This is a genomic window from Hydrocarboniphaga sp., from assembly GCF_028291725.1.
Lineage (GTDB): Bacteria > Pseudomonadota > Gammaproteobacteria > Nevskiales > Nevskiaceae > Hydrocarboniphaga.
This window is the reverse complement of record NZ_JAQGNT010000102.1, coordinates 1-15,451: the sequence shown is the minus strand read 5'-3', so window position 1 is coordinate 15,451 and position 15,451 is coordinate 1. Positions and strand designations below refer to the sequence as shown.

The window sequence follows — 15,451 nt, the reverse complement described above, 5'->3', positions numbered from 1 at the left end:
CCTGCCAAAACGGCGGGTCGCGACCCGCCCTACGGGGAGGCTCACTTCGACGAAGAGGCTCACGACTCCCCCGCCTGCTTCCTGTTGGCAGCCGCCATGCCCTTGCCGTCGAGGCCGCCCAGGCTGTTGCCGGTGGCCAGATCGTTCTGCGCATGGGCGAAGTGGTGCATGTGGAACACCGCGTCCATCGCCGTGCGCTTTCCGCGAAGGTCCTCGACCTGGTGGATCGCCTGCTTGCTCAGCCACAAGCCGAGCCGGCCTTTCCTGCACAGATTCGCGGCCATGCTGCGGACTTCGCTTTCGAGCTGCTCGCGCGGCACGCAGCGATTGACCATGCCGTAGCCCAGCGCGCGCGCGGCCGGCATGCGCTCGCCCAGCATCAGGAATTCCTTGGCGACGCGCGGCGGCAGTTCGAACGCGTGGGCAAAGTATTCGACGCCCGGTATGCCCATCATCTGCACCGGGTCCTGAAAGAATGCGTCCTCGGAGGCGACGATGAAGTCGCAGATCCAGGCCAGCATCAGGCCGCCGGCGATGCAGGCGCCCTGCACCATTGCGATCGTCGGCTTCGGGATGTCGCGCCAGCGCCGGCACATGCCCAGGTAGACTTCCTGTTCGCGCGTGTACAGCAGTTCCGCTGCGGGCTTGTTGGTGTGATCCGGTAGCAGATGCCGGCGATCGAAACTCTTGTGCAGGTCGCGACCCGGCGTGCCGATGTCGTGGCCGGCCGAGAAGTGCTTGCCGTTGCCCTTGAGCACAATCACGCGAACCGCATCGTCGTCGACGGCGCGCTTGAACGCGGCGTCGAGCGCATAGGTCATCTGCGAGTTCTGCGCATTGTTGAACGCCGGGCGATTCATCGTCACCCAGGCGACGCCGTCCTCGACCGCATACAGCACCGGCTCGTCGGTTTCGTAGGTGATATCGACCTGCTTGGGCGGGACCAGGTCGCTCATGCGGCAACCTTCAAGGCCGGCGGATCATTCTTGATCGTGCTCGCGCGCAGCCTGTGCGGATCGAGCTTCGCGATCAGCGCAAGCTGCTCAGCGGTCGGCAGCGGCGTCTCGGCCATGCCCAGCGCCTGCAGCAGCGGAAAGCCGGTCGCTTCTGCTACCCGCTCGAAGCTCACCCCCGGATGCAGCGACAGCACGCGGATCGCATGGTCGGCGCCGCCGAAATCCATCACGCACAGATCGGTGACGATGCGCCGCAGATCGACGTAGTCCTGCTTCATGCCCGGCAGCCAGCGCTCCGGCTTGTAGCCGACGCCCGAGACCATGTCGACTTCGCCGGCGACGAACACGCGCGGGCCGTGATTCGGCACGAACAGCGAGTTCGCGTGATTGATGCTGTTGCCCGGCAGGCCGCGCACGCCGAGGATCGCGGTTTTGGGTTTGTCGTAAGTGCCGCCGACCACGGACAGGTTGGTCTGGCCCCAGCGGTCGATCTGCGTCGGGCCGATCATCGCGTGACGGCGGCCGCCCCAGACGCATTCGAACACGCGGTCGAAGGACATGTAGCCTTCGTATTTGGGTACAAAGTCGCCGCGCGGGCCCAGCGGAACCGGCTCGGAAACCAGATAGGTTTCGGAATCGGTCATCAGCAGCTCGGGGCTGTGCGTGAGCTTGGCGAGGCTGACGCCGAGACGCGGCACGATGCCGATACCGGAGGCCAGCACTTCACCGTTGTCGCGGAAGCATTCGCTGGCAGCGACGATCATCAGCTCTGCCAGAGTCGCGCTCATGTTCGCGCCTCAGGTAGGTTGGGGTGAGCGCAGCGAACCCCAACATCGGGCCAGCGGATGTTGGGGTTCGCCTGCGGCTCACCCCAACCTACGGAAATCGTCGTACAGGGATTCATCAAAACACCGGCCTCTTGAGCTGGCTCAGGCGATCCGCGCCGCCGGCTTTCTCCAGGTACTGCGCTTCGGAGATCGCCACGAATTCCTCGGCATACTTCTGCCAGCCGCCGTCTTCCCTGGCCGATGCGTCATAGCGTTTCAGATGGTCCATGTCCCAGCCGTAATCGGGGCTGCTGTAAGTCGGGTGCGCACCGAACGGCGCCAGCACCACGCCGCGCACCAGGTAGCGTTCGAACAGATTCATCTTCGCGGTATCGGCATCCAGCTGCAGCTGCTCGTGCAGCACTTCGGTGCTGACGTAGCAGGCGTCCGCGGCACGTGCGAACAGATGATCGAACAGCGGATCGTGCGACTTGATCAGCGTATTGCCGAGCCGGTCCGCCTCGTTGACGTGAATCAGCGCGGCGTCGAGCTTCAAAGCCGGCATCGCCACGTAGACTTCGCCGTCTTCATAAGGCGAGGCGATGGTCTTGATCTGCGGGTTGCGCCTGAGCACGTCGCTCGCCAGGCCGCAGCGCGTCGGCAGGAACGACATGCGCATGCCGGCCGCGCGCAGGCCCCATTCGAACATGCCCTCGTCGAGTTCCATGACCTCGATTGCGCCGGCTTCGCGCGCCTTGCGGAAGTAGGGCTCCAGCGGAATCGCGTCCATCGTGACGAAACCATAGATCAGCTTCCTGATCTTGCCGGCGGCGCACAGCATGCCGACTTCCGGACCACCGTAAGAAACGACGGTCAGATCTTTCACGTCGGAGCGCAGCAGTTCGCGCACCAGCGCCATCGGCTTGCGCCGCGGGCCCCAGCCGCCGATGCCGAGCGTCATGCCGCTGCGCAGTTGCGCCACGACATCGGCCGCGCTCATTTGCTTGTTCAGTGCCATTAGCGGAAGCCCACGGAGAAATCGTGGCCCCAGATGCTGACCTGCTTCGTATGCGTGGTCTGCCAGCTTTCCGGCTCGATGATCAGTCCGCCGTAGCCGTACTCGATCGCGAAATTGCCCGGCGTCATCATGTAGAACGAGGTCATGCGGTCGTTCTCGTGCTCACCCATCGTCGCCATTTCTTTGACGCCGTGGGCACGCATGCGCTCGTAGGCGCGGCCGACGTCGGTAAGCTTCTCGACCTCGACCATCATGTGCACGCAGCCAGCCGGATTCGGCATCTCGGCCAGCGCGACGCTGTGATGGCGGCCGCTGGCGGCGTGCAGGAAGTAGATGCGGATCACCGGCGCGTCCGGCGCCATCTGGAAGTTGAAGACATCGGACAGGCCCATGCCGAGCGCGTCCTTGAACAGCGCCAGCTCGGGCTCGAACGGGATAGCCGGCAGCACGGTGTGACCGACGCCGTAGTCGCCGGTTTTGAAAGTGACGCCCAGCTTTGAGGCAAACGCGGCGCTGCCGCCGGTATAGCCCCAGACCAGCTCGTGACGATTGCCGGCCGGGTCGATGAAGTTCGCCAGGTCCTTGACGCGCCGCGCCAGGATCGTCTCGATGCTGCCGGCTTCGACGGCAATGCCGGCGGCCTTCAGCTCAGCGACCGCCGCATCGAAAGCCGGCTGGTCGACCGCGAGCAGACCCGAAGCCCGATAGCGATCCTGTGCACCCGGCACGATCGCGATGCGGAAGTCGCGCTCGTCCATTCTCAGCAGCAGGCTGCCGTCCGGTGCGTCGATCGCGGCCATGCCCAGCACCTGCTCGGCATAGTGGCGCCAGGCCTGCAGATTGCTGCTCTCGACGACGACGTAAGCCAGAGCCTGGATCTTGGACACGCTGGACATGGGATTGGCCTTCCTGCCCGCTCGGCGGGTTGTTTTGCTGATGGAAGGATTATCGAAATAGGGGCTCGAACTAGCTTCATCCGTTGGGGGTAGGTTGCGTTGTACCGTCGTAGGTTGGGGTGAGCGCAGCGAACCCCAACATCAGCGCGGACGAATGTTGGGCATCGCTGCGCTCACCCCAACCTACACGGCCGATGGGTGCGGCGAAGTCTCATCCACACGGACGGTTACGCCTGCGCGCGCCGCTTCTAGCCTTGGCGTGGAGCCGGCGTCTGAGTCCGGTGGGAGACGCGCGCATGCTGAGCCTGCAAGAAATCTCGGACCGGCTGGAAATCCAGCAGCTGTTCTCCGATTACGCCGACGCGATCGATACGCGGCAGTGGGACCAGCTGGACCGGATCTTCACGCCCGACGCCTACATCGACTACCGCGCGATGGGCGGAATCGACGGCCGCTATCCGCAGATCAAGGCCTGGCTGGCGCAGGCGCTGGCCCATTTTCCGGCCTATTACCACATGGTCGGCAATCTGTCGGTCAAGCTCGACGGCGACCGCGCCAGCAGCCGCATCGTCTGCTTCAACCCGATGGAGATGCCGGTCGGCGACGGCAAAACACAGACGGTGTTTCTCGGCCTCTGGTACGTCGATCAGTTCGTGCGCACGCCTGAGGGCTGGCGCATGTGCGAGCGCATCGAGGAGCGCTGCTTCGATTACAACGTGCCGCAGGCGATGAAAGACGCCGTCGCAAAAAAATAGATCGGAACGGAGAGTGCGCAAAGATCAACTCCGACGGCTATTTTCTCGGCTGCCACTATGGCTACGCCGCGATGAAGAAGCGCGACGGCGGCTCGATCATCAACATGTCGTCGATGGCCGGCATCGGCGGCGTGTCCTCGTTCTGCGCGTACAGCGCCAGCAAGGGCGCGGTGGCGGCGATGACGCGCTCGATCGCCGCGCATGCGCGCACCACACTGTCGGGCATTCGCTGCAACTCGATTCACCCGGACGGCATCCGCACGCCGATGGTGTCCGAGTTGCACGGCAGCATGCCCAAGGGGACGCAGCCCGCGGTGCGGATGATGGACCAAAAACAGCTGATGGCGCGCTTCGCCGATGCCAAGGAGATCGCCAACCTGGTGCTGTTCCTGGCCAGCGACGAATCGAAGTTCATCAACGGTGCGGAGATGCGCATCGACAACGGGTATCTGATGTGGGCGGATTGATAAGGCAGCTGCAGCTGCCTTATTCCCTCCCCCGCCTGCGGGGGAGGGTTAGGGTGGGGGCGAGTCGTCGCGGCGTAGCGCTCTGGGCTCGCCCCCACCCCAGCCTTCCCCCGCAAGCGGGGGAAGGAGACAAATAATGAACACCGTCCCCGCCGCCTTCGCCGCCTCGGTCGCCGCCCACCGCGAGCGCATCGCCGTGCGCAGCGAAGACGGCCGCGAACTCAGCTACGCCGCACTCGACGCACAGCGCATCGACGCCACTCGCGCGCTGCTCGCCTGCGGCATCCAGCGCGGCGACCGCGTCGCGATCTGGGCGCCGAACGGCATCGAATGGATCGTCGCTGGCCTGGCGATTCACAGCCTCGGCGCGGTGCTAGTGCCGGTGAATACGCGGATGAAGGGCAGCGAAGCCGGCTACGTGCTGGCCCGCAGCGGCGCGCGCCTGCTGTTCTGCGCCGGGCAGTTTCTCGGCACGCATTTTCCGACGTTGCTGGGCCCACACAGGCCGGCGACACTGGAACAGCTCGTCGTTATCGGCGCGGCGCAGAACGGCGATCCGGGCTGGCTGCAGTTTCTGCAGCGCGCCGAAGCCGTCCAGGCAAGCCTGGTCGATGAACACGCCAGCGCAGTGCGGCCTGAAGACCGCATGGACATTCTGTTCACCTCCGGCACCACCGGCGCGCCCAAAGGCGTGGTCAGCTGCCACGGCCAGAACCTGTGCGTGATCGCGGAATGGTCGGCGCGCATGCAGCTGGTGCCCGGCGACCAGTACCTGGTGGCGATGCCGTTCTTCCATTCCTTCGGCTACAAGGTCGGCTGGCTCGGCGGGCTGATGGCCGGCTGCACGATCCTGCCGCAGGCGGTGTTCGACGCCAGCACCGTGATGCAGCGCATCGCGCGCGAGAAAGTCAGCGTGCTGCCCGGCCCGCCAACGATCTTCGTCGGCCTGCTCGATGATCCGGCGCGTGCGAGCACCGACCTGTCGTCGCTGCGTGCGACGATCACCGGCGCCGCCGCGGTGGCGCCGGCGCTGATCGAGCGCATCCGCCGCGAGCTCGGCTTCAAAATCGTGCTGACCGGTTACGGCCTGACCGAAACCTGCGGCGTCGCCTCGCTCGCCCAGGCCAGCGACAGCGCGCAAACCATCGCCAGCACCTGCGGCCAGCCGATCCCGAATACCGAAGTGCGCTGCGTCGACGAGCACGGCAATACACTCGCGGCCGGCGTCGCCGGCGAAGTGCTGATCCGCGGCTACAACGTGATGCTCGGCTACCTCGACGATGAGGCCGCGACACGCGAGGCGATCGACACCGACGGCTGGCTGCATACCGGCGACGTCGGCGTGCTCGACGAGCGCGGCTATCTGCGCATCACCGACCGGCTCAAGGACATGTACATCGCCGGCGGCTTCAACTGCTACCCGGCCGAGATCGAAAAGCTGATCGCCGCGCATCCGGCGGTCGCGCAGGTGGCGGTGATCGGCGTGCCCGACAAGCGGCTCGGCGAAGTCGGCAAGGCCTGCCTGGTGCTGCGCCCGGATCAGTTAATCGACGAGCGCGAGTTCATCGCCTGGTGCCGCGAGCAGATGGCCAATTACAAGGTGCCGCGGTATGTCGAGGTGCTGAAGGCGCTGCCGACGAATGCCTCGGGCAAGGTTTTGAAGTTCGAGTTGCGCAGGAGCGCCGAATGACGACGCGCGCTCCTGATCGTTCCCCTTTCCATGAACCTTACGCAGACCGTAGGGCGGGTCGTGACCCGCCGCTTTTGCTCGGGCTCGACGACGGCGGGTCACGACCCGCCCTACACCGGGTCATGGCCCGTGAGCAGGTTCGCAAGGAACACGGGGCTCAAGCCGGCAGCGCCAAGCTGCGGCGGTCTCTCACCCGGCGCTGCGCGCCACCCTCTCCCGCAAGCGGGAGAGGGGAAAACTCCAAGGAGCCGTACCCTATGACATCACTGAAAGAAACCATCGCCGTCGTCACCGGCGCCTCGCGCGGTGCCGGCAAGGGCATCGCCGTTGCGCTAGGCGCTCAGGGCGCAACGGTGTACGTCACCGGCCGCTCCTTGAACGAAGGCGACGCCGCACTGCCCGGCACGGTCGGCGCGACCGCCGAGGCGGTGACGCGCGCCGGCGGGCGCGGCATCGCGGTGGCCTGCGATCACCGCGACGACGCACAGGTGAAGGCGCTGTTCGAGCGCGTCGAAAGAGAACAAGGCCGCATCGACATCCTGGTCAACAACGCGACTTTCCTGCACGACCAGCTGATCGATAAGGGCCCGTTCTGGAAGAAGTCGCTGGCGCTGGTCGACATCCTCGACGTCGGCCTGCGCTCGGCTTACGTCGCCAGCTATTACGCGGCGCCGCTGATGGCGAAACAGAACAACGGCCTGATCGCGTTCACCTCGAGCTTCGGCGCCAGCTGCTACATGCACGGCCCGGCTTACGGCGCGCAGAAAGTCGGCGTCGACAAGTTCGCCAAGGACATGGCGGTGGATTTGCGCGGCTACAACGTCGCCGCAGTCTCGATCTGGATGGGTATGCTGCGCACCGATCGGACCCGGCGCGTGATGGACAGCGAACCGCAGAAATATGCCGGGTTCTGGGAAATTGCGGAGAGCCCGGAGTTCACCGGTCACCTGATCGGCGCGCTGTATCGCGATGCCAGACGCGCAGAGAAATCAGGGCAGGTGCTGATCGGTGCCGAGCTGGCAGCCGAGTACGGTTTGAGCGACGAAGGCCGCACGCCGCCCTCGCACCGGCCGATGCTGGGCGGCCCGACGCAAGCGCATCCGGCGATCGTCGAGTAGCCGTAGGTTGGGGTGAGCGCAGCGAACCCCAACATCGCCGCGGCATACCGTTGGGGTTCGCTGCGCTCACCCCAACCTACCGGCGTTACCAGCGCACCGTCGCCGTCACGCCATAGGTCCGCGGCTCGATGAAGTTCGCCACCGTCAGATTGCCGAAACCCGGGCCGAAGTCGATGAAGTTGCTCGCGGTGTCCTCGTCGGTGAGATTGCGCACCCACAAGAACAGGTCGCCGCTGGCCTTGTCGCCGAGCCGGCAATCGGCCAGGCCGATCCGCGCATTGAGCATGCTGTACGCGTCGACCCTGGAGTTGGCGGCGGTCTGCGCGGCCGGATTCGAGCCGTCAAGCTGGTAGGGATAGGTGTAGATCGAGCTGGTGTAGGAGTAGTCGAGCACGCCACGCACATTGCCCCAGGCGGCGCGGTACATGACGCTGTCGATCACCGCGTTGAAGGTGTTCTTCGGCGCGTGCACGAAGGCGCGGTTGTCGGCCTGGTTGATGCCGCCGTCTTCGAAGCGGTCGTATTCGGCGTCCAGGTAGGAATAGCTCAGGCGCAGCTGGGTACCGCGCACCGGGATCAGCACCGCCTCGATCTCCACGCCCTGCACCGTCGCCGCGCCGGCATTGCGGATCACCGTGCCGGCGGCGCTCTCCGAGCCGCCGAGGAAGGTCGAGGTCTGCAGGTCTTCGAGCTTGCTGTGGAACAGCGCCAGGTTGAACAGCGCGCGGCCACTGAGCCAGGTGGTCTTGGTGCCGAGCTCGATCGACTTCTGCTTTTCGGGCTTGAATGGCGTGTTGGTCTCGTTCTGATTCAGCGCGGCGAGTTCCTCCTGGGTCGCGCCGAAGACGAAGGTATTGCTGTACTCGCCGTTGAAGCCGCCGCTCTTGAAGCCTTCGGCATAGCGCGCGTAGACGTTGATGGTTTCGTTGAAGCGATACGCGACCGCGGCCATCGGCGTGGTCGCGCTGAAAGTCTTGCTCGGATTCGTGCTGCCTTCGGGTATCAGGTAGACGAAAGACTCGCCCTCCGCCGGCGTGCAGTAAGGATTACCGAACGCGGCCTGGTTGCAGCCGAGCACGCGGCTCAGCTCTTTCTTCTCGCTGGTATAGCGCAGGCCGGCGCTCAGGGTCATCGCCTCGATCGGCTTGAAGTCGATCTGGCCGTAGGCCGCGTAGGCCTTGGACTGGGTCGAGTAGCGCGAATCGAAAGTCGAGCCGCCGCCGAAGAAGGATTGCGGATTGTTGGTACTGCCGTCGTCGCCGAAGTAGTACAGGCCGGCGACATAGTTCCAGCGGTCGACCGCGCCGAGCAGCTGCAGATCCTGCGACAGCTGGTCGTAGTCGGTGAAGCGCTGGGTGAACGCAACCGGATAGGGCGAGCCGTCCAGATCCAGCGAGTCGTTCCATTCCAGCCGGCGGTAGCCGGTGATCGACTTCAGCGTGTTGTGCTCGTCGACGTTCCAGCTCAGGGTCAGCGAGTGGCCGAGCACCTTGGACTCTTCGAACGAGGGCGCGTCGATGTCCGCATGCTCGAGCCGGTTCTGCGAGGCATAGCCGGCAAAGCCGACCAGGCCGGCGGCGTCGAAGAACGCGGCATCGGCGCGAACCAGCTGATCCCAGTTGTTGGACTGGTCGACATTGGAGCGGTCGAAGCGGTATTCGCCCTTGACCGTGTCGCTGAAATCCAGATCCATCGCCAGCCGGATCGCGTCGTTGTGGCGGTCGTTCAGATCATTCGTCGGGCTGGTCTTGGAGGTCGTGACCCAGCCGTCGCGACGCTCGCTGCGCACGCCCAGCGAGATGCTGGCGATGCCGATCTTCGGCAGATCGACCGTAGCCTTCTGCACCATCGCATCGTAGTTGCCGACCTCAAAGCTGGCACTGCCGCCGAACACGCCGCTCGGCGCCTTGGTGCGCAGGTTGATCGTGCCGGCCATGGTATTGCGGCCGTACAAAGTGCCCTGCGGACCGCGCAGCACTTCCACCGCCGCCAGGTCGACGACGTCGAAAATCGAGCCCTGGGCCTTGCCGATGTAGACGCCGTCGACATACACGCCGACCGCCGGGTCCCAGTAGATCGCCGGGTTGATCTGGGTGACGCCGCGGATGCTGATCTGCGAGATCGTCGAGTTCGACGGCGTCTTGCTGATCTGCAAACCCGGCGACAGCGCCGACAGGTCGGCGATGTTGGCAATACCGCGCGATTCGAGCTGATCGGACGAGAACGCGGAGACCGCCAGCGGCACCTCCTGCAGTTTTTCCTCGCGGCGCTGCGCGGTGACGATGACCTCTTCGATCCTGCCGTCGTCCTGCGCGGTGGCGGCAGGCTGCGCCGGCTCGCTCGGTGCAGGCGCGGTCTGGCCGAGCGCAGGCAGGGACAGCGAGCCGGCCAAGGCCAGGCCCAGATTGATGATGCGCTTCATTACGTCTCTCTCCGTTGGTCCGCGACGTTCATGGCCGTCGCTTGATTGATCGCTTCATAGAATCAGGCGGGGCGCGCAGTGCCGGCATCGTCCGTTGGGATGACGAACCGGCGTTCAGGCCAACCCCGTAGGTCGGCAATCCCTTGCCGACGTGTGACCGTAATACGCAATCGAGTTCGCATGTCGGCAAAGGATTGCCGACCTACCCATGCGTTCGGACGAGTCCTGCGCGCTGGCGTGGTGCAAAGCTGCTCACTACCGCAACCCAGGGGAAGCTGCCGTGAAAGCGCCATCGAATCGTCTGCAGGACAAGGTCGCCATCATCACCGGCGGCGCACGCGGCATGGGCGCGGCAACGGTGCGGATGTTCGTCGCCGAAGGCGCCAAGGTCATCATCACCGACGTGCTCGAAACCGAGGGCCGCGCGCTGGCCGCCGAACTCGGCGAGCAGGCCGCCTTCATTCGTCACGACGTCTCCGACGAAGCCGCATGGCGGCAGGTGCTGGCTTTCGCGGTCGAGCGCTACGGCCGCGTCGACGTGCTGGTCAACAACGCCGGCATCCTGGTGTTCCGATCCCTGCTCGATACCAGCAAGGCCGATTTCGAGCGCGTACTGTCGGTCAACCTGACCGGCACCTTCCTCGGCCTGCATACGATCGCGCCGCATATGATCGCCAAGGGCCGCGGCAGCATCGTCAACATCTCGTCGATCGACGGCATGAAGGGCGCCAACAGCCTGGCCGCCTATGCATCGAGCAAATGGGGCATTCGCGGCCTGACCAAGGTCGCGGCGATGGAGCTTGGTCATCGCGGCCTGCGCGTCAACTCGGTGCACCCGGGCGGCATCGACACGGCGATGACCAATCCCAACGGCGTCGCCCGCGAAGTGCTGGACCCGCATTACACGATGGTGCCGATGCAGCGCACCGGCGCGCCGGAGGAAGTCGCTGCGGCGACGCTGTTCCTGGCCAGCGACGAGGCCAGCTACATCAACGGCGCCGAGATCGCGGTCGACGGCGGCCTGGTGATCGGCCAGTACTACCAGGGTTTTCCGGGCGCGCCGGGCGTCTGAGCCTCGGCTCATGGCGGCGACACTCGCAAGCTCGGAGCCCGTAGGCTGGGTTGCAGCGCAGCGGAAACCCAGCGCTGGATTCGGGCCGCAGTGCTGGGATTGCGCTTCGCTCCATCCCAGCCTACGCAGGGGTTCATGGCCCGTGAGCAGTTCGGGAACAGAACAGGAAGCTCTCCAGGAAGGAGCTAGCGACTAGGTTGTGGTGAGCGCAGCGAACCCCAACATCGGCGCGGAACGACTGTTGGGGTTCGCTGCGCTCACCCCAACCTACTCGGCTGGCGCGGCATCACGGCATCAATGCACGGCTGGCGCTCGTCTACCCGCAGGCGAAGAAAGTCGAAGGGCTTTATGCGGGCTTCGGCAAGCTGCTCGGCGCCTTCGTCAAAGGCCGGCTGACGCAGCATTTCGAGACCACGCAGGATGTCTGCGACGAGATGACGGCGGCCGGGTTCGGCGCGGTGCGCGTCTTCGATACCAGCGAGATACCGGCGACCGCCGAACTGGCGAGGATCAAAGGCGCAGAGCGCGTGAAGATTCTGGATGCGCAGCTCTGAGATCGACCATCGCGGTCAAGGACCGCTCCTACAGTCGCGCAACTGCCGGTGCGCAATAATCCTGTAGGAGCGGTCCTTGACCGCGATGGTGGCCATTCAACCCGCGCCGCGCTCCGCATCGATCAGCGCGCGCTTGCGCTCCAGCCCCCAGCGATAACCGCCCATGCCGCCATCGCCGCGGATCACCCGATGGCAGGGCACCAGCACGCCGACACGATTCGCCGCGCAGGCGCTGGCCACCGCGCGCACCGCCTTCGGATGGCCAATCGCCGCCGCAACCTCGGTATACGAGCGCAGCTCGCCGCTGGGAATCTTCAGCAGATAGGCCCAGACCTTCATCTGGAACGCGGTGCCGCGCAGATCCAGCGGCAAGCCGGCCGTGGTCCTTGCGCCGCGCAGCTGTGTCGCTAGCGCCGCCATCCAGGCCTCGAACTGCGGGCGTGCCGGCTCGCTCATCGGCGTGACATCGGCCTTCGGATACTCGGCTTTCAATCGCGCGATCAACTCGTCCGCGCTGTCGCCGAACTGCACGAAGCACAGGCCGCGGTCGGTCGCCGCCATCAGCAGCCAGCCGAGCACGGATTCCTCCATCGCATACGAAATGCCCATGCCCTTGCCACCGGCGCGGTACTCGCCTGGCGTCATGCCCAAATGCGTGGCAACGCGCTCGTAGACGCGGCTCGCCGAGCCGTAACCGGCGTCGACGATCGCGCCGGTCACCGACTCGGCGCTGCGCAACCCGGCCTTGAGCCGGCGCAGCCGCGCGGCGTCGGCGTACTGGCGCGGGGTGACGCCGGTGAACGCCTTGAAGCTGCGCTGCAGGTGAAACCGGCTCAGCCGCGCGCGCGCGGCGAGCGCGGCCAGGCTCAGGGTCTGCTCGGGGTTGGCATCGATATGCCGGCACAGCGCCTCGATGCGGGCGCGCAGCTCGATCGACAGCGGGGCGGTGGTGGATTCGGAGTCGTTCATGAGGTTCAAGAATAGATCAGGAAGGCGCCCATCTTCGGCGCCGGCCGGCGAACGGACCATCCGATTCTTGCCGGCTGCGGCCCGCCGCTACACCCGGCATTCAGCCGGCTCCGGCGTACACTTCTGCTCCCCAGCTCCCAGCCAAAATCAGATGCCCTCGCCTCTGCCGAGCCGTTCCGCCCTGTCGTTTTTCTCCCTTTCAATTTGCGCGCTGCTGCTCGCCGGCTGCTTCGGCGAGGCCGCCAGGCCGGTCGAGATCACGCCCGAGCCGCCACCGCCGGTGATGGTGCCGCAGCTGCCGAAGATCGGCCTGGCGCTGGGCGGCGGCGCGGCGCGCGGCTTCGCCCATGTCGGCGTGATCAAGATGCTGGAGTCGCAGGGCATCAAGCCCGATCTGGTGGTCGGCACCAGTGCCGGCAGCGTCGTCGGCGCGCTGTACGCGGCCGGCCACGGCGGCTTCGAGCTGCAGGAAATGACCTTCGACCTGGACCGCGCCGCGTTTGCCGACTGGCAGTTCTTCGGCCGCGGCCTGCTGCGCGGCGAGGCATTGCAGAAGTTCATCAACGAGCACGTCGGCGGCCGGCCGATCGAGCAGCTGCCGATGCGTTTCGGCGCGGTGTCGACGCGCCTGCGCACCGGCGAAGGCGTGCTGTTCCAGCGTGGCGACGTCGGCCTGGCGGTGCGTGCCTCGTCGGCGATCCCGGGCGTGTTCGTATCGCCGATGATCGGCGGCGAGGAATATGTCGACGGCGGCACCACCGCGCCGGTGCCGGTGGAATACGCCCGGCAGATGGGCGCCGAAGTGATCATCGCGGTCGACATCAGCCAGCCGGTCGCCGAGGCACCCAGCGACAGCACCTTGCGCACCGTGCTGAAGACCTTCGACATCATGGGCAATGCGCTGAAAGTCAACGAACTGAAACTCGCCGACGTGGTGATCTCGCCAAACGTCAAGGGCATCGCCGCGACTGACTTCGAGAGCAAGCAGCGCGCGATCCTGGAGGGCGAGCGCGCGGCGCTGGCGGCGATCCCGAAGATCAAAGAAGCGATCGCGGCCAAGACCCGCCTGGTGCCGGCGGTCGCACCGGAATCCGGCCTGCCGCCGGTGCCGACCGCACCGATCGTGATGCCGCCGCCGAGCACGGCGCGCTGATGGCAGCGGGCTTTTTCTGCAGTGTGTAGGTTGGGGTGAGCGCAGCGAACCCCAACAGTGTCGCGGCGCTGGCGGTGATCGTTGGGGGTCGCTGCGCTCACCCCAACCTACCCCCAACCTCATTTCAAACTGTTCTCGGACGATGTCTAGAACCCCATCCCCGGACGGAGAGGGAACCGCATTCGTCGATGCGCTGGCCGAGCTGCGCGAGCGCCCGCTGGTGCCCGGCAATCGCCTGAGGCTGCTGCGCGACGGCCCGCAGACGCATGCGGCGCAGCTCGCCGCGATTGCCGGCGCGCAGCATCACGTGCACCTGGAAACCTATCTGATCACCGACGGCGAAGTCGGCAGCCGCTATGCCGACGCGCTGATCGAACGCGCCCGCGCCGGCGTGCACGTGCGGCTGATGCTCGACGGCCTCGGCGCGCTCGGCGCCGGCGACGGTTATCGCCAACGGCTGCTCGATGCCGGCGTGCACCTGCGCGAATTCAACCCGGTGAATCCGCTGCGCGAGCCGCGGCTGTGGCGGATGACGCGGCGCACGCATCGCAAGACCCTGGTCGTCGACGGCCGCGTCGCCTTCACCGGTGGCGTCAACATCACCGACGAATATCGCTGCGGCCCCGAAGACCCTGAAGCCGCGACCGCCGGCGGCCCGGGCTGGCGTGATACGCACCTGCTGATCGAGGGCCCGGCCGCGGCTGAATTCCAGCACGTGTTCCTGACCTACTGGGCGCGGCTCGGCGGCCTGCGCGACACCAGCGGCTACTACCCCGCCGTGCCGGCGATCGGCGACAGCCTGGCCTGCGCGATCACCGACCAGGGCGAGGGCTTCATCGACCACTGGGTCGGCGGTGAGGACGAGCCCGACGACGACGAGTTGCCGCGGCCGCCGAGCCTGTTGCGCCACCCGCTGCGGCCCAAATACCGGGTCAAGCCGCGCATCTACCACGCTTATCGCGACGCGATCGGCCTGGCGCAGCATCGCGTCTGGATCACCCAGGCCTACTTCGCGCCCAATGGCCGCTTCATCCGCGCACTGACCCGTGCCGCGCGGCGCGGCGTCGACGTGCGCCTGATCCTGCCGGCGAAAACCGACGCCGGCCTGCTCAAGTACGCGGCGCGCCAGCGCTATGCACGGCTGATGCGCGCCGGCGTCGCGATTCACGAATACTTGCCGGCGGTGCTGCACGCCAAGACCGCGGTGATCGACGGCATCTGGTCGACGATCGGCTCGGCGAACCTCGACTACCGCAGCTTCTTCCACAACGACGAGGCCAACGCCTTCCTGATCTGCGCGGGCTTCGCCGCCGACATGGAGGCGATGTTCGAGCACGACCTGATCCGCTGCCGCGCGATCGACCCCAAGCTATGGCGCCAGCGCGGCTGGCGCGAACGGCTGCTCGAGGCTTTCGCCGGCGCGATCAAGTGGATGCTGTGATATCCCGGCAAAACCCTATTCGCCCCGAACCGGAGGGCGGGTCGTGACCCCAATGGCACTACCTTAAGCGTTGCAGTCCCTTCTCCCGCTTGCGTTCGATGCTGCCCCGAAGGGGCGGATGAGGGGCTGTTCGGCGGGAAGAAGCCCCTCACCCGGCGCTCCGCGCCACCCTC

Annotated in this window: 12 protein-coding genes and 1 pseudogene; 7 read left to right on the top strand and 6 right to left on the bottom strand. The window is 66.1% G+C overall.

Going from position 1 to position 15,451, the window contains the following annotated elements; all coding sequences use genetic code 11:
* Window positions 1–59: 59 nt before the first annotated feature.
* From JWQ90_RS26740 to JWQ90_RS26725, 4 genes are all read right to left on the bottom strand, one after another.
* Entirely contained in the window at window positions 60–956 is an 897-nt protein-coding gene (locus JWQ90_RS26740; protein ID WP_299698134.1) for an enoyl-CoA hydratase, read from the bottom strand.
* Window positions 953–1,744, bottom strand: a complete 792-nt coding sequence (locus JWQ90_RS26735; RefSeq protein WP_299698133.1) for a ketoacid CoA transferase — start codon at window positions 1,742–1,744, stop codon at window positions 953–955. Before JWQ90_RS26735 ends, JWQ90_RS26740 begins: the two co-directional genes overlap by 4 nt.
* A gap of 115 nt (window positions 1,745–1,859) precedes the next feature.
* Complete coding sequence (locus tag JWQ90_RS26730; protein WP_366919611.1) at window positions 1,860–2,735, bottom strand: CoA-transferase; 876 nt, start codon at window positions 2,733–2,735, stop codon at window positions 1,860–1,862.
* Between the two features lie 5 nt (window positions 2,736–2,740).
* On the bottom strand, window positions 2,741–3,628 hold the full coding sequence (locus JWQ90_RS26725; RefSeq protein WP_366919610.1) for a VOC family protein: 888 nt from the start codon (window positions 3,626–3,628) through the stop codon (window positions 2,741–2,743).
* A gap of 305 nt (window positions 3,629–3,933) precedes the next feature.
* On the opposite strand from JWQ90_RS26725, the gene JWQ90_RS26720 reads away from it, so the two are divergent.
* The 4 genes and pseudogenes from JWQ90_RS26720 to JWQ90_RS26705 all read left to right on the top strand — a co-directional run bounded on the left by JWQ90_RS26720 (window position 3,934) and on the right by JWQ90_RS26705 (window position 7,667).
* Entirely contained in the window at window positions 3,934–4,392 is a 459-nt protein-coding gene (locus JWQ90_RS26720; RefSeq protein WP_299698130.1) for a nuclear transport factor 2 family protein, read from the top strand.
* 20 nt (window positions 4,393–4,412) lie between these two features.
* Window positions 4,413–4,859, top strand: a pseudogene (locus JWQ90_RS26715) (SDR family oxidoreductase); the annotation flags it as partial.
* Between the two features lie 136 nt (window positions 4,860–4,995).
* A complete protein-coding gene (locus JWQ90_RS26710) occupies window positions 4,996–6,549 on the top strand; it encodes a FadD3 family acyl-CoA ligase (protein WP_299698128.1) in 1,554 nt (517 codons plus the stop codon).
* 257 nt (window positions 6,550–6,806) lie between these two features.
* Window positions 6,807–7,667: an SDR family NAD(P)-dependent oxidoreductase gene (locus JWQ90_RS26705; protein WP_299698127.1), complete on the top strand. Its 861-nt coding sequence runs from the start codon at window positions 6,807–6,809 to the stop codon at window positions 7,665–7,667.
* Window positions 7,668–7,752: 85 nt separating this feature from the next.
* Here the strand turns inward: JWQ90_RS26705 and JWQ90_RS26700 are convergent, their stop codons facing one another.
* On the bottom strand, window positions 7,753–10,089 hold the full coding sequence (locus JWQ90_RS26700; protein WP_299698126.1) for a TonB-dependent receptor: 2,337 nt from the start codon (window positions 10,087–10,089) through the stop codon (window positions 7,753–7,755).
* Window positions 10,090–10,369: 280 nt separating this feature from the next.
* On the opposite strand from JWQ90_RS26700, the gene JWQ90_RS26695 reads away from it, so the two are divergent.
* The gene (locus JWQ90_RS26695; protein ID WP_299698125.1) at window positions 10,370–11,161 is read left to right on the top strand and encodes a glucose 1-dehydrogenase; all 792 of its coding nucleotides are present in this window, start codon (window positions 10,370–10,372) and stop codon (window positions 11,159–11,161) included.
* Between the two features lie 650 nt (window positions 11,162–11,811).
* On the opposite strand, the gene JWQ90_RS26690 is transcribed toward JWQ90_RS26695, so the two are convergent.
* The gene (locus JWQ90_RS26690) at window positions 11,812–12,684 is read right to left on the bottom strand and encodes a methylated-DNA--[protein]-cysteine S-methyltransferase (protein ID WP_299698124.1); all 873 of its coding nucleotides are present in this window, start codon (window positions 12,682–12,684) and stop codon (window positions 11,812–11,814) included.
* A 151-nt stretch (window positions 12,685–12,835) separates the two neighbouring features.
* Here JWQ90_RS26690 and JWQ90_RS26685 point away from each other — a divergent pair, with 151 nt between their 5' ends.
* Window positions 12,836–13,837, top strand: coding sequence for a patatin-like phospholipase family protein (locus JWQ90_RS26685; RefSeq protein ID WP_299698123.1), 1,002 nt, complete (start codon window positions 12,836–12,838; stop codon window positions 13,835–13,837).
* Window positions 13,838–13,979: 142 nt separating this feature from the next.
* Window positions 13,980–15,278 carry a phospholipase D-like domain-containing protein gene (locus tag JWQ90_RS26680; RefSeq protein WP_299698122.1) on the top strand — a complete coding sequence of 433 codons (1,299 nt, stop codon included), beginning with the start codon at window positions 13,980–13,982 and terminating at the stop codon, window positions 15,276–15,278.
* Window positions 15,279–15,451: the final 173 nt, after the last annotated feature.